Below are 17,362 nucleotides of genomic sequence, written 5' to 3'. Positions count from 1 at the left end.
AATTTATATAATGACAAAAAATTAACTTATGGGGTGTGAAATAATCTTAAAAATAATTGTATATATTTTCTGCACGAATCACCTTTTTCGGAAGAAAAATATTCCGCAAACTGCTGCACATGTTATAATAATCGAAAATCCGGGTGATGACGCGGATGATGTATTATCTTCCTGCGCGCCAAAAAGTTCCGGGTGCTCAATTTTAGCCAGTGTCTCAATACAATCTACAATTCGAGGGCCTCCTCGGTCCATAATATCTGCATTTATTACATAAACCTGATTATTTTTCACTGCTGAAAGGGTCTGCAGCCTTGCTTCCTCCTCAAAGTAATTTTTCAGAATGTCAGTACCTCCTTCTCCCATTCCCATACCGGAATCAACAATAATGATCTCCGGATCCGTGGTCAGAAGTTTTTCCAGTGTTACTACACCCCAACCTTCAACATCATTGAATGCATTAGTGCCGCCGGCGATTTTGATCATCTCATCCTGAAACGTGTTGTTTCCCGAGACCCATAACGGATCCGTCCACATACAGTGAATCGTCCGCGGTGCAGTTGTAACGTTCTTCAGTTTTTCTTTTACGTCCTCTATTCGGCCTTGCATATTGTCAACAAGTTCTTGAGCTTCTGTCGTTTTTCCGGTTGCCTGCCCGACAATTTCTATGTCATGCAGCGTGCCGTCGATACTGTCCGAGTTCAGTGTGATAACAGGATATCCAAGATTTCTCAGATGATTTATCAGGTCTTCCCCGTTCCCATAATAGGCAAAGATGAGATCAGGGTCCTGGGTAATCACACGTTCAACGTTCACCGTGGTATAACCGCCAATAATGGGTTTTGTTGCTGCCTCCTCAGGATAGTTGCAATATTCGGTTACGCCGATGATTGAGTCATTAAGACCAAGCGCAAACAAAATTTCGGTATTAGCCGGAGCAAGCGATATGATTCGTGATGGTTCCTCGGTAATAGTTACTGTGTAACCGTAGTCATCGGTAATTGTGACCGGATTCCATTTTCCGGTTGGTTTTGTGGATGTCGGGGTAGGTGTAGTTTCAGGAGATGCGGTCGGCACGGGTGTTTTGGATATTACATCCGCATACGTACTGCTTCTAATATCATATCCCGTCTGGAGCGGCATGATCGGGTAGGATTTACCACTCAAGGCAGTCACCGCGCGAGCCGTCATACTTACCGGGCTGTCTACAACATATTCGGTATATTTGAATGAACCGTCAGCCTGCTGGAGAGAGAGGAGATAATCAATCGGATTGTTTCCATTATTGGTAACTGTCAGAGGGTCAACTCCGCAGGCTGCGAGTGCCTGAATTACCCATGCCGTTGAAGCAAGGTTGCTCTCAGAATAATAGCCGTAGTTGAATCCTCCAGTAGGCTCCTGAACATCACGAAGATATTGGATTGCATTGGTGATGACCGGATCATTCGGGCTCACTCCCCCAGCTATGAGTGCCATTATCGATGCTGCTGTGTCGTCACTGTCAGAAACACCGCCTTCAGCCCAGGCAAATCCTCCGTCATCCTGCTGCTGTTGTTTTAACCACGCAACAGATGTGCTGACATCTTCACCGGTGGCAACAAGTCCGAAGATACCCCAGTAGGTTGTATAGATGAAGTCGCCGATTTCTCCGCTGGATTTTACCTTTGACTTTAGATCGGTCACATAGTTATGGCCGTTATAATCGTGAGGGTCTACTCCGAACTGAACAAGATAGGTGATTTTCTTTGCCATCTCTCCCGTTCCATCCGCGTCATCCTTAATTGAATTCCAGTAATCGAGGGGGGAATTTTCATTCACTCTCCAGGTTTGCGGGTCTTCTCCTGCTGAAGAAATTGCCGTGACGGCAAACCATGTGGTGCCGATCGATCCTTCTACCATGCTGGGTTCCGCAAAACCTCCGTCTGGGAATTGTGAGGCAGCAATGTAATCAAGTGCACTTTGTATAGCTTCATCAACATCTGGGGATGAAGCCGAAGATGTACCGCACACAGTAATGAGAGAGAGAAGCAGTACAATTAATATGAGGGATATTTTCGGTTTCATGATCATCTTCCGGCATGGAAAATATATAACATAAATGTCTTTCCTTAATAAAATTTATTTTACTTACATATATATTGCTTTATAATATGTTTCTGCATCCGCTGAAGTGTCAGGCCTTTCTCTCTCACAAAATCGGCATAGGGATAAAAAAAGAAACTGGGGATAAACCAGGAAGATTAGATCCGCCTGCAGACAAAGAGACCGCCGATAAGTCCGGCAATGATCAGGACCGTACCAAACCCGGGGGAAGCCGCGGTCGATCCGGGTTCGGCATACTCGCCGAAGATCTCCGGATGGAGGATCTGGGCAAGCTGCTCTAAGGAAATAACGATCCTCGGTCCCCCTCTATCGAAGGTATCCGAATCCATAACATAGACTGCATTATTCTTTACTGCAGTAATCCCGCTGAGCTGCGGTTCGGTTAGGAACGCTTTCTGCAGTGTGTTTTCACCGATAGTTCCCATCTTTGAACCGGAATCAACCAGAATGATCTCCGGATCGGTTGTGAGCAGTTTTTCGAGCGTGACCACGCCCCAGCCATCTACGTCAGAAAAGGCATTAGTTCCGCCGGCAAGCGTGATCAGTTCGTTCTGAAATGTATTATTTCCCGAAACCCAAAACGACTCAACACTCATTGCGTGCATAACCGTTGGTCTTACCGTAATATCTGTAAGTTTATCCGTTATTGCCTGGATACGGGTCTGCATGTCGGATATGATTGAATCCGCTTCGGTGGTTGTACCGGTGCAGGTTCCGATCATCCGGATCGCATCATAGGTTCCCGCTACGCTGTCAGACTGAATTACGATGACCTTGTATCCAAGCTGGCGGAGAGAATCTATATTTTCCTGTCCGTTTTTCGGGTTGGCAAAGATGATATCCGGATTTGCTGCAACGATTTTTTCCACGTTAATTGTAGAATATCCACCCATTTTCGGTTTTGTCAGGGCTTCTTCCGGATAGTTGCAGTATTCAGTGACGCCCACCACCTTGTCCCCAAGTCCGAGAGCAAAGATAATCTCCGTGTTTGTCGGGGCAAGAGAGACGATCGTCTCGGGCTGACTCTCTATTATCGATTCAAAGCCTGAGTCGTCGGTGATGGTTACCGGGGTCCATCCAAGGGCAGAGCCGGAAAATACGGCAAGGGCCAGCAGGAAAATCAGAAATATTCGTACCTGTTTCATTGTTACTTGTGGTTTAACTTACATAAGTAAATAAATTATGAGTTGATATCCCGGATCCGTATCTACCGGTTCAGATGCGGGATAAAAAAAGGGGTGATTCCTGTTTTGAGCGGTTATTCGTTTGAGACGAACCCTCTCAGGTCGATCTCGAAAGCGACCGCCTGATGTTCAAGTCCGAATCCGACGAGAACATCCGGATTGATCTCGCCGAAGACGCCTATCTTCTCGCCTGATACATAGATATCGCCGCGTCTTCCGGGAATAAATGCATCATCTGCAGAATCCCGCACCTCATATTCGATCGACATCATTCTGCAGAATGCATCCATCACTGCGTAAATCTCCGAGAAGTCCGCAGACGTGTGGATAGATGCCGCCGCCATCTTCGGATAGGTGACCAGATTTTCCACTACGTCGCCGCATGCAAAGATCTTCTGCGGAAGTTCGCGGGAACGGTTGATCGAGAGCGACTCCATCAGAAGCGGCAGGATGTCGGTTCGGATGATCGTCTGATCCTCGCTGATCGGGTGAAGAACGTGCAGAGCTGCCGGGTTCTCCGGTCTGTGCATCAGACTGTAGGAGACATCCCCGCTTGTCAGCGTGAACGGCGTGTTCTCGATATACGACAGTCCGACCATAATATTTCTGACGAGACTGTAGAGTTTCTGGACCGGGTGCGGCTTTCCGACAGTGAAACTCGGCGGCAGGCTTGTCTCGATCTTATCGTATCCGTAGGCGATCGCCGCGTCTTCATACACATCATGATCGTGCATGATGTCGGCCCGATAACAGGGGATATCGACGGAAACGGTATCCTCATCGATCACTTCGGCGCCAAATCGCATCTTCATAAGAAGTTCGGTCATCTGGGATGCAGTCATCGGAATGCCGGTGAGTTTGCTGCATTCCGAGACGGAAACGGTCCGTTTTTCCGGACGAAGATCGGGTGAGACGACACCGTCGATCTCCACCGATTCGATCTCCGCTCCCATCTCGACGAATGCGGCACAAAGGATTTTCACAGCTACACTCACGGCACGCGGTTCGATTCCGGTGACATCCAGAAGAATATTCTGTGTATCCTCCGTAACTCTGGTCAGCTCGCCGTTAATGATCGGGGGGAAGGAGCAGACTCTGCCTTTTGCATCGGTGATCAGCGGGAATCTCTCGAACTCTTCCACGATTCTAGCATAGGCTTTCCCTTTCGGGTGCTCGGCAAGGATCTCTTCCATCGTCATTTCCACATCGTAATCGAGCGGCACGAATGTTGTTTTCCGATCCGCCGCGATATAGGAGAACGGTCCTTCGATCTTATCGAGATCATGCACGCCGATCGCAACCTTCTTGCGGCCGCGTCCGACTGCCCAGTGGAGAGATTCCTGCAGACCCATCAGGGATTCGATCATCGCATTGTCCATATGGACATTTCTGATAACGGCAGAGCCAAGATACGGCCGGATGTTTGCCAGCTTTGGATCCACGCTGAAGGATATCCCCGACGGCTTGACTTCGTAGGTCGGCAGGCCAGTTTCAATTCCCAGATATCCGCGGAGAGCACGGGCCGTGCCTTCGGCGCTGTACAGATCCGGACGGTTCGGGAAGAACTGGACATCCGTCTGTTTCTCCTCCTCGCGTTCCACCTCGGACCCCATCATAGGAAGACTGGAACGGATCGTTTCTATATCCGTACCAGTCAGACGGGTCAGATATTCATTATTGAGTTTTACGATCGGCATTTTTAGCTCCTCCTTACCGGGCTTGCGCGTATCCAGTCGATATCACTCTTATACAGCTGGCGCAGGTCTTTAAGACCCATTCTCAGCATGGATACACGGGAGACCCCGAGTCCCCAGGCGAGGACCGGGCAGTCGATTCCCCATGGTGCAGTGACTTCTTTTCGGAAGATGCCCGCCCCGCCAAGCTCGACCCAGCCAAGCCCGTCGACCCAGACCTCAGGTTCGACAGACGGTTCGGTGTAGGGGAAGTATCCCGGGCGGAACCTGACCTCTTCGAATCCCATTCTGCCGAAGAACTCCTTAAAAAATCCGAGCAGGTGACCGAAGTGCAGATCCTTGTCCATCACGATACCTTCCAGCTGTTCGAACTCCGGCAGATGGGTCGGGTCGATCGTCTCCCGGCGGTAGACACGGGAGATGGAAAATGCCTTCAGCGGCGGGTTCGGGTGCTCGGCGAGGTACTGGATCGAAAGCGAGGTGGAGTGCGTTCTCAGAACACATTTCTTTCCGACCTCCGGGCTCCACTCTCCGCCCCAGCCGGTCGAACCGGTGTCTCCGCCGAATTTGTGGATATCCCTGATCTTTTCCCATCCGTTTGGAAGCGGGAGTTCCTCAGCCAGGTGGAACGTGTCCTGCATCTCGCGTGCCGGGTGATCCTGCGGCTGGTAAAGGGAATCGAAGTTCCAGAATGAGTTCTGGACGATCGACCCGTGGAACTCGGTGAATCCCATCTCGAAGAGGAGATCGCGGATCTCATCCAGGATCTGCTGGTTCGGGTGGACCCGGCCGCCGTAGATCTTTTTCGGGAGTTTGTCGATACTGTATTTTCGAAGCGGCAGGCTTTTCCACTCGCCCGAGAGGATCTGTTCACGCGTAAGAGTGGCAACCTCTTCTCTCAGATCAAGGCCGTCTTTGGCGATTTTTTCTCCGTCCGTGGTCAGCGCGATCTTCCAGGAGGTCTTTTCGACGACCTCCACCAGGCCGCGTTTTGCAAGTTCTTTGCAGGCCGGTGTGCCCGGAACCGGGTTTTTCAGTGCCAGTTCATCCTCGCCGACGGCTGTATTTTCGTTAACGAAAACGATACCGTCTTTGATCGTGACCCAGTTCTTCTTTCTCAGCCATCCAATCGCGATCTTGGAAAGCGGGTTTTTGGTCAGTTCACTCATTGGGATGGAGCCGTCTATGCTATTTAGGATCTGGCGTTCCGGCAGTCCCTCTTTCGCATATTTTTCTCCTTCTTCCGTGAGTTTTGCCTGTTCGGTGACTGTTTTTTCGAGGGTGACAAGACCCTTGTCCGCGCAGAGGTGGGCCCACTGAATCACTGATTCAAGCGCAGCGTCCATCTTTTCTGCGAGTATTTCCGCAGCCTTAGGCCCGGATCCGATCAGGGCTGCAAGAACCCTTTTCTCATTTATTGTGAGATCCATACGTTACCACTCCACCATGTGAGATACTTCATCGCGTTTTTCTTTGAATTCTTTGAGGAAGGTGAGAACACGTTCCAGTGTTTCCTTCTTGCAGGTTCCGCACATCAGCTCGCCCGCTTTACAGGCTTCGCACATCTTTGCGAGTTCCTTGTCATCTTCCTGCATATGGAATTTGTTGAGCTGATAGATCGAGCACTTCTCCGGTTCGCCGCCGAGTTGTTTCTGCTCTTCCAGCGTCTGTCTGCCGCCGGTAAGGGCACCCATGATCTTCTTTTTCGCATCATTTTCCGTGTCGTCGAACCAGACAAGACTTTCCGGGACCGATGACGACATCTTTCCGCCCTGCAGGCCCTGCAGGAAACTGTGATAGGTGGAAGAAGGAAGCATGAAACCAAAGCCGCCGAACTCCTGCTCGACGGACCTGACGATTTCATCGACCGCGGCAACGGTATATCCTGCCGGAAGATCGATGTGTCCTTCGTATTTTTTTGCGCCTTTGAAGCGTTTTGCGACCGCATCGATTGCTTCCGGCGTTGCTTTTTTCACCCGGATGCTGATGTGGGATCCCCGGTCTTCGACAAGGAACATCCGCAGGGCTTTGGTGACATCGCGTGTCAGCCGAATATGCGGATCCTGATCGATTCCAACCGGAACGATCGTTGGGGCTGCCCCGCCGACAAGCTGAGGGTAGAGGATATCTCCCACCTGCATGGCAACGCTCATTGCGTGAGCCAGCTCCGTCTCCGGCCCGAATCCGTATATTGCCGAGAGTTCGGAGAAGTTTATTTTTGTCGCCGCTTCGAAGGCCAGATCTTTGAGGGGATTATTTTTCCGCTGGGAGTAGATCTCTCCTTTAAATCCGAGAGCATAGAGGCATTCCATATATTCGCGGGCGTATGTGTCGCAGACGTCCCAGGAGAGGCCTCGAACGGCGTGGGCTTCTCTGTCCGCCATCGAAATGAACCCGCGTCCGCCCTGATTGATATGCCAGACGACCTCTTTCATCACCATCAGGTGTCCGAAGTGGGGATGTCCCGAGGGCATGAATCCGGTCAGGACATGGAAGGGTTTTTTCATTCGTATTGCTTCGGATATCGCCTCGTAGCCGCGGTGTCCGGCAACGATGTCTCTTCTGATGAAGACCGGCTGATCTTCCAGAAGTTGTTTCTGGGCAGCAAACGATTCGATCCCGAACTCTTCAAAGAGCCTGTTGATATCGACTTTCGGTGTGCTTGACCAGGGGTTTATTTGTTCTGCCATATGTTTCACATCACATTTTCATTCTGGCGAATTCGACTTCGGTGATCTCTGTTCCGGAGATGGAGGCAAAAAGCATCTTTTTCCTGACGCTGTGAGCCAAACGGACGGATCTGGATATCGCACTCATGGACATGAGTGTTCCAAAAGGCACGGCATGTGCCAGCATCTCGGAGTGTTTGCCGCTTTGTGTGTACACGCGGAAGTGGTGACCGTATTTGTATCCGGATCTTGGGAAAAATCCGAGATCTTTCAGATACCGGTACAGGATGAGTTTTTCCATGAACTCAGCGTCGGCTGATGCGGCGAGACTGATGTATTCTTCCGCGGTCATGAACGGTTCCGTTTCAAGATGTCCGCTTTCCAAAAGCCATGCGGTTTCGAGAGGTGAGAGGAACAATCTGACCCCGTCCAGCATCGTTCCAAGCCAGAGATTTTTCAGCGTCTCGGTGATGCCGTTTCCTTCTTCCGTCACATACGAGGGGATACCGGCGATCTTTGCATGGATCCCGCTTGGGAGTTCGGATTGTTCAATGGGTTTGGGTGTACCGATTCTTACCTCGTAATATGTGAGTTCATGTTCGTCGTCCAGCACGGCCAAAACAAACTGTTTGCGCATGTTTGCCGATGCTGCTGCATCTTTGATGACTGCGGCGAGATCGACCATGTCTCTTTCAGAGAGGACGCGCATAAGATACCGGGACTGACCTTTTCCGGGTCGAAGGCCGCGTGGGAAGACGCGGAAGTCCTGCGGACCGGTGGTCACGACATACCCGCGTTCCCTGATGTCTCTGTATACAACGAAGTTTCGTAAAAAGCCGGGTTTTTTCGCGCATTCGGCCAGGAGTTGATCAAAGGAGAGTCCGGGGATCTCGATTTTACCCCGTGCCATCAGATAGAGGGCTTCTTTGGGGTCGAGACGGAGGACTCCTGATTTGTCCGGCCGTCCATAGCCGCTCTGCTCGTACAGGGAGAGAGCTTCGGATGAGGCGATTACCTGGGTTCCGTCGAATTCTGCTTTCACGCGGAGTTAAGGTTTGTTCTCTATTATCATTAATGAAGGGGGTGTAATGCAGGGACAACGACAAAAGATACTAACAAGGAATGTGAAATATACTCATATGTCCCGACGCATACATACGGGTCTCCTCCTCCTTCTTGCAGCAGTGCTTTTCTGCGGTGCAGGTCAGGCGGTGGTCACCGAAACTCTGAATGAGACCTATCATCTCGGAGATTACTACACGGATATCCTGTCCGTTTCAGCAGCGAATGATGGTGGATATTATCTCGGTATTATCCACGATGATATTTTGTCTCTGGTAAAATCCGATGCGAAAGGAAATGCAATCTGGTCAACCAACGTCACCGGCTCCGAGTTCCGTTTAATCACGACCTTGTCGGACGGCGGCTGCGTGTACGTGACCTCGCTCGATACCGACACCTATCTCTGCCGTGCGGATCAGACCGGAAAGATCATCTATGAAATTCCACTGACCGGCGTTGGCGCAGGGGTTCAGCCGGTTGTGATCAATGGCAATACGATCAAATTTGCCGGCTGGTTCTGGGAAACCGACACTGGCTTTACCCAGAGTTTTTTGTTGAGTGACGGTACTCCCGCAAACGATCAGCTCTCCCTTCCGGAAGGCAGGATCCCCGTTTCAATGATGAAGAGTGGCGGGGATTATGTTCTGGTTGGCGGGGCAACGTCCAATGTATCTGCCGTCAGCGATGAAGCCTGGATCATGAAAATTAAAGACGGAGGAACGGTCGTCTGGAATACAGTCATAAAAACCACCAGTACAGAGCCTGAGTATTACGGCCCCGGAAGCACTGCGTATGCCCTTTGCGAGGGAGAAGACGGAGGGTACTTCGTTACCGGTACTACGGCTCCGTATAATCTCTCCACCGCTTTTGGCATTATCTGGGCCTCAATGATCTCATCCGACGGAACGGTTACGTGGGAAAAGGAGTTCCGTGGAGCTGTTCCCTACGGCGTTGCGAAACTCGGTGACGATTACCTGATCGCTGGTACCGGCTGGAACGCTCCTCTCTGGATGACCCTTACACCGGCTGGAGCCTTGCTTCAGGTTGTTTATCCTGAAGTGACTGGTCAGTTCAACTCGGTCGCTCAGGTTTCATCCGGCAGCGTTGTTATGTCCGGGTGGAGTTATCTCACCGGATCGCCCGACGGATATTTGGTCGAGATCACTGATGATTCGGTGCCAGCTGAAAGCCCGGTTCCGATCGCAGGAATCATTCTTGGTCTCTCAGTTGCTGGAATCGCTGCTTTCATCGGCTCGCGCCGTCGGTAAATCTGCAGAATGATCATTGACAGGGTTGTAAAGCCCCGTTACCAATCTATTTTTCCATAAAGACTCAGTTAAACAGAAAAGATCCCGTCACAAAAAAGTATCTTGCAGGTGAGGGGTTTACAGATATTCCTGTCTGATCCTGAATTTGACAGTTGGCAAATATACTTCTCCCGCCTATCTTTCCTTTTTTCTGATTTTGGGGTGCGGGAGGGCGACTCCGGCGCGGAGCCCGACGCGGTGGGAATATCTTATGTCGAAGGCTCATGTTCAAGTTCTGCTTAGCTAATCTGTCGTTGAATAGTCAGAATGGAAGGGATGAGGAGGTATGAGATGTATTTTGAAGGGAAGTGGCTTGGGAGTATAGATCTCAGTCTCATGCTTCCCGAATTGAATCTACACCTCAACACTGCGTACGTAATATCTGAATATTCCATCACCATAGAACTACACGGAAACATATAGGGCCATGGTAGATAGGATATTCCCACCGCGTCGGGCTCCGCGCCGGAGTCGCCCTCCCGCACCCCATTAATCAAAAAATATATGGAATAGTGAAGATATATTCTGGAAAGTAAGTAACTCACGAGAGCTTTTATCAAGGCTTTTGAAAAAATATTGGGGTATTCATTATGAGGTATTTCCTCTAACTGTCAAATTCAGGGTCTGATGATTTTCATACAACAGCAGTCATGCCCTTCGGTCATGCACTGGGTCTCCTCCACATTGACTTTTTCATTATAGTATGCGGAAAAAATCGCTTTGAGCATTCCGCAGGAGATCGCACAGCTTTTTCCGGAATCGGACGGCATGATCATACATTCATAACAGTGATACACTTCGATCTGCAGCGGATCGGTTGACCTAATCCTCACCTCGCCAAACCCGTAATGTTTCCAGAACTCGGTGATGTTTGCCAGTGTTTTGTCCAGAGTGTCGGCCACCAGATACACGGCGACCGCCTGCCCCAGGATTTCTCCTCCGCGCATGATAACCGGATCTATGTTGATTCCGGCTTCGCTGAGGGCTACTTTAATGATATGTGGGATGATTTCTTTATAATCGATTTTATCGTATTTTGCATATGCCTGTCTGATGAGTTCACGAAAATCCGAAGTCCCGGTCTGTACGCTTGGCGTGATATTCCCGATATGCGATGCGGTTATTTGATAGGTTTTTTTTCTTGCATCCCGTGGATCTGTTCTCACTGAGATCAGACCTTTCATTTCCAGAGTGTTGACGTATCCGGATACCGTGGATTTGGAAAGACCCGTGTACTCCATAATTCTGGTAAAAGAGACCGGTCCCTCCTCTGCCAATAGGTAGAGGATCCGATTTCGTATCGGACTGCGTACCGTGATCACAGTGCCTTTTTTTGAGTAGATATTCAGGGGTTCTTTGCTGTCCGGTTCTGGCATGGCCTGTCGCTTACTCTATTGTTTTATCGCACCTTCTTAAGTAGATTGGGAATACGGCATCTTTTCAGTGAGAGAGCGTAGAGGCTCATTCATCACTGTAGGGAATTTCCACCGTTGTCAGGTCATTTGGTGCAATAATTTCACCGCTGAAATACTCTTTTGCATCTTTGATGTGGCTTGCCGCAGTAATGTAGCGTGAACTGAAATGTACAAGGGCCAGAATTTTCGGTTTCACAAGAGCGGCCACCTGCCCGGCTTCACATGCGGTAGAGTGCCAGGCCTCTTTTGCCCGTTCGCTCCCTTCCTCTTCATCGAAGGTCGCTTCATGGATCAGAAGATCTGCATTTGCTAAAAGCTCCGGCTGATTTTTTACCGGCCGTGTATCTCCGGTGTACACAACTTTTCGCCCGCGCCGTCTCTCTCCCATGACCATCTCCGGGGTAATGGTCACCTCTTCGTCACCCCTGAGGATGGTGACCGGGCTCCCTCTCTGGAGTTTACCAAACATCGGTCCGGGTTTCACGCCCAAGGAAATCGCTCCTTCCCGGTCGAATCTGCCGGGCCGCATATCCTCTTCCAGAACGTATCCGATGCTTTCCATCCCATGGAAGGTTCTGAATGCGACGACCGAGTATCCGTCGAACATTATTACATCTCCGTCGGACACCTCGATTGCCGAGAGCGTGAACGGGATTTTCGGGGTCAGCTGATGGATGATATTTACAAACCAGTCGATACCCCGCGGTCCGTAAAGCGTCAGCGGTTCGGTCCTGCCGTTGAACGCCATCGTCTCGATGAGCCCGAATATTCCCAGATAATGGTCGGCGTGCCAGTGGGTGATAAAAACGGCATTTACCGTAAACCCGGTCTTCAGCCGCATCATCTGCTGCTGGGCTCCCTCCCCGCAGTCAAAAAGCAGGGTGTCGGATCCGCGCCTGATCATTATGCAGGACGGATTTCGAAGCGGCGTTGGCAGCGCCCCCGCGGTCCCGAGAAAATGCACGAAGAGTGTTTCACCGGCCATTTAGATCCACTTCCGTAAAAATTCGAGGCTTTTCTTTCCCTCTTTCGGGTTGCGTCCCTCGACGACGATGATTTTTCCTTTGTATTCCTTGACTATTCTCGGCATGATCTTATCCCAGTTTATCGTGCCCCCACCAAGAGGGAGGTGTTCATCGTATTTTCCATGATTGTCGTGGATGTGAAGGTGGTGGGCTTTTGGCAGGATGATTTTACAGAATTCATCCAGATTGCCGGTTGTGTTGGCGTGCCCGATATCCAGCACGAGTCCCATCCCCGGCACACCGTCGACGAATCCTTCCTGTTCGTAGGGATCACGGCAGAAAAAGTCGTCGAGGTTCGGCATATTTTCCAGACACGCGGTAATACCCACACGCTGTGCGGTTTCTCCGAGCCGGATACATGCTTGTTTGTGATTGTTCCATGCGGAAGCTTCGTCGAATCTGCTCACAGGGGAGAGATACCCCGGGTGGAGGACCACTGTGTCCGTGAGCTCTGCGGCCTGTTCGATGCAGACGGTGAACTGTCGAACTGTTTCTTCCCAAATGGGCATATTGATGGATGCAGGATTCAGATCACTGAACGGGGCATGCACGGAGACGTCAAGTCCGTTTTCATCGATAACCCGTTTGACTGCGGAAAACGTCTCCGGTTTATCCAGCCGGTAGTTTCCGTCAGCCGATATCTCCCAGCCGTCGAACCCGACCTCGGGGATCTCTGAGACCCATTCCGGATCTTCCCAGACTTTTGAAGAGGAGGCAAAGAAGATTTTCATGCAAGGCTCTCCAGATAATCCCGGATCCGTGCGGCAAACTCCTCGCGGCTCGACTCGTTTTCGATCCGCATATCCGCAAGAGCGACGGCTCGGCTAAGTCCAAACGACTCCTCGCGTTCGTCGCGTGAGCGAAGTGTCTCGGGCGTTGTCGTATCATCGCTTCTCCCGCGGTTTTTCATCCTGAGAAGGCGCGTCTCAAAACTTGCCGTGATTGCCAGAAGCGAAAAGTCGCTGAAGACGGATTTGAAGTAGGTAACCTCGGCGTCCCCTCTTATCCCGTCGATGACGACAATGTTCGGGTTGATTTTTGCGATCTCCTCTGCCGTTAATATCGCGACCGCGTCCATACCGAGTTCGGCACGAAGGTTTCGTGCGGCTGCTCCGATGTTCTCGTCCGTTAGTTCCAGTCCGTTTTCGATGACCTTTCTCCGGATCATATCCCCCATGACCACGACGGGGATACCAAGTTGCCCCGCGATCACGGAAAACTCCCCCTTCCCGCTCGCGGGATACCCGACAACGCCGACGACTTTCATTATCTCGAGAGTATGGTTTTTGCTTCCGCGGCGGTCCTAATGCACTCGATTAAGGTCCGGCAGCGTTCCGGTTCGGTTTCGGCGGCGGCACGGGTGCAAAGCTGGAGAATCAGCGCATCAAGGCTTTCGAGAATGTTTTTCGGAGCAGGTGACGGGGTCTGATCGGCGGCGGCATATTTAGGCACGATCATCTGGATCTTTTCCGCGGTTTCCTTTTGCGCTGTATCTTCAGTTGGAGTATTGGCACAGACCACGCACATCTTCTTTCCCTTCACATCAAATAGAGGGGCCTCGCATTTGGGACAGAGTTCCGAGAGCATTTTCGCGCCGTTTAGGAGATACTCCGTCATTATATCCTCGGGTTTTTTCGTCATGGCTGTTTTTCTCTTCTGTACAAATTGGTTTTCAGAGTATATAATGTCTCAAGAATAAAGGGAGTCTTTATTTTTGCGGAGGTTTAACATGAGTTACAGATTTTGGGGTTGGGAGCTAAATATGGCAAATCCGGAAGATATGATCAAGCAGTGCATTATGATGCTGCATGCAATGAGTGAAGATTCAACGATTCCGCGGAATATCCGCCGCGTGGCCGATGAAACGATGAAGGTTCTCCAGGATGAGAAGAAAACGATCGGTCTAAGAGCCGCAAGTGCCTTGTCCATGATTGATGAGGTCAGCAATGACTCGAATATGCCGATCCATGCACGGACCAGGATATGGGAACTTGCTTCGACTCTTGAAGCAATACCCTTTGACTAACTCTTTTTTTCTAACGATCCGCCGATCTTATTCGCAGACGTGAAGCCCGAGTTTTTCGCTGTCTGCATGCGTCTGAGAAGTTCGCCTGCTTCATCTGCCGATTCGCACACGGCAAGCAGTTTTGTTTGTGTAAGATCGATTTTGTTCCCGCAGATGCAGGTTTTGGTAGCATAGGAAAGGTCGGCGACTATCCTCCTTCTGCATTTCATGCACCCGATTACGGAAAATCCCTCCCTGTTTTTCATGGTTCTTATCGTTTCAGTAATTCTTACTTTTCTTACATATCAGGTTATTTATGTCCATGTTCGTCGGCTGCCGGGTTTTCCAAATCGGTATGTTTATATTTTTACAGATCCTTCTAGTTAAAGCAGTCAATCCCGACTTAACTCAGATGGTAGAGTGCGCGGCTGTAGAAAGAAATTAACGCCTGCGGGCGTACTGCGCGGCTACCGCGATGTCCCCGGTTCGAATCCGGGAGTCGGGACCATTTTCAAGACGCAATCAATGCCCAAGTAGTGTAGTGGCCTATCATGCAGCCCTGTCACGGCTGCGACTCGGATTCGAATTCCGACTTGGGCGCTTCTTCTTTCGTTTTGATTGTGCGGGATTGACGTGCGGTTTGTTGCCCAAGTAGTGTAGTGGCCTATCATGCAGCCCTGTCACGGCTGCGACTCGGATTCGAATTCCGACTTGGGCGTTTCGTTTTTTTAATAGGACTTACGCGGTGCGATCTTAACCGGAAAAAAACTGAAGATCTTATGAGATGTACTTCGATTTCGTGAGTGGCATAAGTGTGGACACGTGAGAAAAGACCAACCGCGAATCGGCGCGAATCCCGCAAGCCTTTGGCTTGCTCCCGGAATCGGATTTGCTGATCCTCACTTTCGCAATCCAGCTTCGCTGTCTTGCTCATCCCTTCATCGGGACCGTTCGGGCAAATCCTGTCGCCGCCCCAGCGGCTCCTATTATTGATATTTCTCTTGATCTTATATCGTGATTGTCAGTACAGTGGATATTTTTCAGATTAAGGACTGCTCAATGAATCTCTCCCTCACTGGAGGTGCCGGGGCACCGACAGGATTTGCCCGAACGATCCCGATGAAGGGACGAGCCGTTGGGTCGGCGGGTTGGCGACGAAGTCGACGACCTTAGCGGAGCAAATCTTTGATTTGCGACCAGGCCCAACGAGCGAGAGTGAGGGTCAGCAAATCCGATTCGCTTCGCCCGAAGGGCGGATTCGCGCCGATTCGCGGTTGGTTTTATCTCATGTGTCCACACCCAGTAATACCCTTCACGAATTGGATTGAGAGCACACCGCGTAACTCCTATTTTATGAATTATCAGATTCTGTTTTCAAACCGATTATAAAAAAAGAGTATTCAGATCCGCCGGCTTTTCGCGTTTGCCCATCTTACTCGGATCTTCATTTCATCCTCTGGCGCTGGTCCGGCTGCCAAGGCATCCGAATACATGGAATATGCTTCGCCAAAGTTTTTCAGCTGTTCAAAGATGATTCCCCTGAAGAACAGAACAAGTGCCTTATTTTTGGGTTCGGCCGCAAGACAGGCGTCATAATATCTGAGGGCGTCGTACAGCAGACCTTCGCTGCGGAGATTATTTCCCCGCTCGAAAAGCTCCTCGGCCGTTCCAACAGGTGTTCGCCAGTTTCCGGATTTGTACACCTCGGAGGCATACGGCGGAACAAAGGGTTTGCCTGCCTCTTTTGCCAGATGAACTTTTGAAAGCCAGATCTGGGTCAGCATTGCGTCGTCATGCAGAAAACACCACTCCTCCGCACGGTACAGACAGTTGCCGGCCGCTTCGTAGTTTTGCAGCTGGGCATACGCCTGGGCACGTACGACGAGGGATGCGGCGTCCGCTGTTCTGATTTCATCCGCCTCGTCCACCGTGACAAGCGCCTCGTTTGGTTTCTCGGCGTATAACTGTGCCTCGGCTTTCAGTACGAGCAGCATCGAAGTAAACGCCGGGATCCGTTCTGGATCTGTTCCCTTCCACTCCGGAATGATTCGGACGGCAGTATCCATACACTCTATACACTCGTCATATCTTCCAAGCGCCTTCAGAACCGAGGCCTTTCCAACATACGTGAGGGGATCAGAGGGATCTTCTCCAATTGCCTCGTCATATTTTCCGAGAGCCTCCTCAAACTTTCCGGAGAGGGCAAGCTCCTCGGCTTTTTCGATAAAATCAGACAACTTCCTTACCGTCCCGGTGGACCTTCACCCGTCCATCCTCTACAGAGAGGGAGAATCCGTGTTCATACAGCCATTCGCGGGCATTTCCGTGTCCGTGGATCATCAGCTCGACCAGATCCGCCGGCTCGTCCACGTCGGTCGACATTCTCATGGAGTCGATGATCTCGACGGTGAGTTCGAGTTCCTCGGCGATTTGGAGATGCCGCCTGAACGAGAATCCATAGTATTCCACATGGAACTTTTCCGGCTTCTTGACAAATATCACATTTGTCCCGCCGCCGAGACCCGGCACGATCGCCATATCCGCTTTGGTGGAGATGACCCGCTGAAGACTTCCGGGCGTCACCATCGGAAGATCCGACATGATGATCAGGGCCGGGCAGTGGAACTGCGGAAGGGCCCAGTTGATCGCTTCATTGAGTCCCTCCTTTCGTATTGCCACGAGGGCATCCCTGCACTCGTACTTTGACGTGCAAAGGAGCGTTGCACTGCATCCTGTCCTTCTGACTGCGAGGATCACGTCTTCCAGCATTATCCTCGCAAACTCCTCGCGTTCCTCCTGGGACAGAACGGATGAAAGCCGGGTCTTCGGGTTGACCGGTTTGAACGGAATCAGGGCGTGGAAGTACATTGTTACTACTATTTGGGGCCTTTTGATGATAGA

16 protein-coding genes and 3 tRNA genes are annotated in these 17,362 nt (G+C 50.8%); 5 read left to right on the top strand and 14 right to left on the bottom strand.

Annotation, left to right across the window (positions count from 1 at the left end):
• Positions 1–78: 78 nt before the first annotated feature.
• From MLAB_RS07285 to endA, 6 genes are all read right to left on the bottom strand, one after another.
• Positions 79–1,896 carry a helical backbone metal receptor gene (locus MLAB_RS07285; RefSeq protein ID WP_187146111.1) on the bottom strand — a complete coding sequence of 606 codons (1,818 nt, stop codon included), beginning with the start codon at positions 1,894–1,896 and terminating at the stop codon, positions 79–81.
• A 341-nt stretch (positions 1,897–2,237) separates the two neighbouring features.
• Positions 2,238–3,245, bottom strand: coding sequence for an ABC transporter substrate-binding protein (locus tag MLAB_RS07280; protein ID WP_011833742.1), 1,008 nt, complete (start codon positions 3,243–3,245; stop codon positions 2,238–2,240).
• A 113-nt stretch (positions 3,246–3,358) separates the two neighbouring features.
• Entirely contained in the window at positions 3,359–4,981 is a 1,623-nt protein-coding gene (gene pheT / locus MLAB_RS07275) for a phenylalanine--tRNA ligase subunit beta (RefSeq protein WP_011833741.1), read from the bottom strand.
• A gap of 2 nt (positions 4,982–4,983) precedes the next feature.
• Positions 4,984–6,408 carry a phenylalanine--tRNA ligase subunit alpha gene (gene pheS / locus MLAB_RS07270; protein WP_011833740.1) on the bottom strand — a complete coding sequence of 475 codons (1,425 nt, stop codon included), beginning with the start codon at positions 6,406–6,408 and terminating at the stop codon, positions 4,984–4,986.
• A 3-nt stretch (positions 6,409–6,411) separates the two neighbouring features.
• Positions 6,412–7,668 (bottom strand): tryptophan--tRNA ligase, encoded by a 1,257-nt coding sequence (locus MLAB_RS07265; RefSeq protein WP_011833739.1) that lies wholly within the window; start codon positions 7,666–7,668, stop codon positions 6,412–6,414.
• Positions 7,669–7,678: 10 nt separating this feature from the next.
• Entirely contained in the window at positions 7,679–8,689 is a 1,011-nt protein-coding gene (endA, locus tag MLAB_RS07260) for a tRNA-intron lyase (protein ID WP_011833738.1), read from the bottom strand.
• 97 nt (positions 8,690–8,786) lie between these two features.
• Between endA and MLAB_RS07255 the strand changes: the two genes are divergently transcribed.
• Complete coding sequence (locus tag MLAB_RS07255; RefSeq protein ID WP_048062098.1) at positions 8,787–9,977, top strand: hypothetical protein; 1,191 nt, start codon at positions 8,787–8,789, stop codon at positions 9,975–9,977.
• Between the two features lie 656 nt (positions 9,978–10,633).
• Here the strand turns inward: MLAB_RS07255 and MLAB_RS07250 are convergent.
• The 5 genes from MLAB_RS07250 to MLAB_RS09440 form a co-directional block, all read right to left on the bottom strand.
• Entirely contained in the window at positions 10,634–11,392 is a 759-nt protein-coding gene (locus tag MLAB_RS07250; RefSeq protein WP_011833736.1) for a MarR family transcriptional regulator, read from the bottom strand.
• An 85-nt stretch (positions 11,393–11,477) separates the two neighbouring features.
• Positions 11,478–12,416 carry a ribonuclease Z gene (locus tag MLAB_RS07245; protein WP_011833735.1) on the bottom strand — a complete coding sequence of 313 codons (939 nt, stop codon included), beginning with the start codon at positions 12,414–12,416 and terminating at the stop codon, positions 11,478–11,480.
• Positions 12,417–13,187: a sugar phosphate isomerase/epimerase family protein gene (locus MLAB_RS07240; RefSeq protein ID WP_011833734.1), complete on the bottom strand. Its 771-nt coding sequence runs from the start codon at positions 13,185–13,187 to the stop codon at positions 12,417–12,419.
• The gene (locus MLAB_RS07235; RefSeq protein ID WP_011833733.1) at positions 13,184–13,723 is read right to left on the bottom strand and encodes a dephospho-CoA kinase; all 540 of its coding nucleotides are present in this window, start codon (positions 13,721–13,723) and stop codon (positions 13,184–13,186) included. Before MLAB_RS07235 ends, MLAB_RS07240 begins: the two co-directional genes overlap by 4 nt.
• The gene (locus tag MLAB_RS09440; RefSeq protein WP_052288993.1) at positions 13,723–14,097 is read right to left on the bottom strand and encodes an Sjogren's syndrome/scleroderma autoantigen 1 family protein; all 375 of its coding nucleotides are present in this window, start codon (positions 14,095–14,097) and stop codon (positions 13,723–13,725) included. Before MLAB_RS09440 ends, MLAB_RS07235 begins: the two co-directional genes overlap by 1 nt.
• Before the next feature lie 121 nt (positions 14,098–14,218).
• On the opposite strand from MLAB_RS09440, the gene MLAB_RS07225 reads away from it, so the two are divergent.
• Positions 14,219–14,482: a UPF0147 family protein gene (locus tag MLAB_RS07225; protein ID WP_048062097.1), complete on the top strand. Its 264-nt coding sequence runs from the start codon at positions 14,219–14,221 to the stop codon at positions 14,480–14,482.
• Here the strand turns inward: MLAB_RS07225 and MLAB_RS07220 are convergent.
• Positions 14,479–14,727, bottom strand: a complete 249-nt coding sequence (locus MLAB_RS07220; protein ID WP_011833730.1) for a DUF1922 domain-containing protein — start codon at positions 14,725–14,727, stop codon at positions 14,479–14,481. The genes MLAB_RS07225 and MLAB_RS07220 overlap by 4 nt on opposite strands.
• A gap of 131 nt (positions 14,728–14,858) precedes the next feature.
• On the opposite strand from MLAB_RS07220, the gene MLAB_RS07215 reads away from it, so the two are divergent.
• The 3 genes from MLAB_RS07215 (at position 14,859) to MLAB_RS07205 (ending at position 15,179) form a co-directional block, all read left to right on the top strand.
• Positions 14,859–14,969: transfer RNA gene (locus MLAB_RS07215), tRNA-Tyr, on the top strand.
• A gap of 19 nt (positions 14,970–14,988) precedes the next feature.
• Positions 14,989–15,061: transfer RNA gene (locus MLAB_RS07210), tRNA-Asp, on the top strand.
• A gap of 45 nt (positions 15,062–15,106) precedes the next feature.
• Positions 15,107–15,179: transfer RNA gene (locus tag MLAB_RS07205), tRNA-Asp, on the top strand.
• A 682-nt stretch (positions 15,180–15,861) separates the two neighbouring features.
• Here MLAB_RS07205 and MLAB_RS07200 read toward each other — a convergent pair.
• Both MLAB_RS07200 and cofC read right to left on the bottom strand, forming a co-directional pair.
• Positions 15,862–16,698: a tetratricopeptide repeat protein gene (locus MLAB_RS07200; protein WP_011833729.1), complete on the bottom strand. Its 837-nt coding sequence runs from the start codon at positions 16,696–16,698 to the stop codon at positions 15,862–15,864.
• Positions 16,691–17,329, bottom strand: a complete 639-nt coding sequence (cofC, locus tag MLAB_RS07195; protein ID WP_011833728.1) for a 2-phospho-L-lactate guanylyltransferase — start codon at positions 17,327–17,329, stop codon at positions 16,691–16,693. The genes MLAB_RS07200 and cofC overlap by 8 nt, the downstream gene beginning before the upstream one ends.
• Between the last annotated feature and the right edge of the window lie 33 nt (positions 17,330–17,362).

Source organism: Methanocorpusculum labreanum Z (genome assembly GCF_000015765.1).
GTDB classification, from domain to species: Archaea; Halobacteriota; Methanomicrobia; order Methanomicrobiales; family Methanocorpusculaceae; genus Methanocorpusculum; species Methanocorpusculum labreanum.
This window is presented reverse-complemented; position numbering and strand designations above follow the sequence as displayed.

What these genes read in the sequence shown, in the direction of transcription:
- MLAB_RS07285 (WP_187146111.1), bottom strand. Translation starts at nt 1,896, where the DNA reads ATGGTAGAAGGATCGATCGGCACCACATGGTTTGCCGTCACGGCAATT.
- MLAB_RS07280 (WP_011833742.1), bottom strand. Translation starts at nt 3,245, where the DNA reads ATGAAACAGGTACGAATATTTCTGATTTTCCTGCTGGCCCTTGCCGTA.
- pheT (WP_011833741.1), bottom strand. Translation starts at nt 4,981, where the DNA reads ATGCCGATCGTAAAACTCAATAATGAATATCTGACCCGTCTGACTGGT.
- pheS (WP_011833740.1), bottom strand. Translation starts at nt 6,408, where the DNA reads ATGGATCTCACAATAAATGAGAAAAGGGTTCTTGCAGCCCTGATCGGA.
- MLAB_RS07265 (WP_011833739.1), bottom strand. Translation starts at nt 7,668, where the DNA reads ATGGCAGAACAAATAAACCCCTGGTCAAGCACACCGAAAGTCGATATC.
- MLAB_RS07255 (WP_048062098.1), top strand. Translation starts at nt 8,787, where the DNA reads ATGTCCCGACGCATACATACGGGTCTCCTCCTCCTTCTTGCAGCAGTG.
- MLAB_RS07250 (WP_011833736.1), bottom strand. Translation starts at nt 11,392, where the DNA reads ATGCCAGAACCGGACAGCAAAGAACCCCTGAATATCTACTCAAAAAAA.
- MLAB_RS07245 (WP_011833735.1), bottom strand. Translation starts at nt 12,416, where the DNA reads ATGGCCGGTGAAACACTCTTCGTGCATTTTCTCGGGACCGCGGGGGCG.
- MLAB_RS07240 (WP_011833734.1), bottom strand. Translation starts at nt 13,187, where the DNA reads ATGAAAATCTTCTTTGCCTCCTCTTCAAAAGTCTGGGAAGATCCGGAA.
- MLAB_RS07235 (WP_011833733.1), bottom strand. Translation starts at nt 13,723, where the DNA reads ATGAAAGTCGTCGGCGTTGTCGGGTATCCCGCGAGCGGGAAGGGGGAG.
- MLAB_RS09440 (WP_052288993.1), bottom strand. Translation starts at nt 14,097, where the DNA reads ATGACGAAAAAACCCGAGGATATAATGACGGAGTATCTCCTAAACGGC.
- MLAB_RS07225 (WP_048062097.1), top strand. Translation starts at nt 14,219, where the DNA reads ATGGCAAATCCGGAAGATATGATCAAGCAGTGCATTATGATGCTGCAT.
- MLAB_RS07220 (WP_011833730.1), bottom strand. Translation starts at nt 14,727, where the DNA reads ATGAAAAACAGGGAGGGATTTTCCGTAATCGGGTGCATGAAATGCAGA.
- cofC (WP_011833728.1), bottom strand. Translation starts at nt 17,329, where the DNA reads ATGTACTTCCACGCCCTGATTCCGTTCAAACCGGTCAACCCGAAGACC.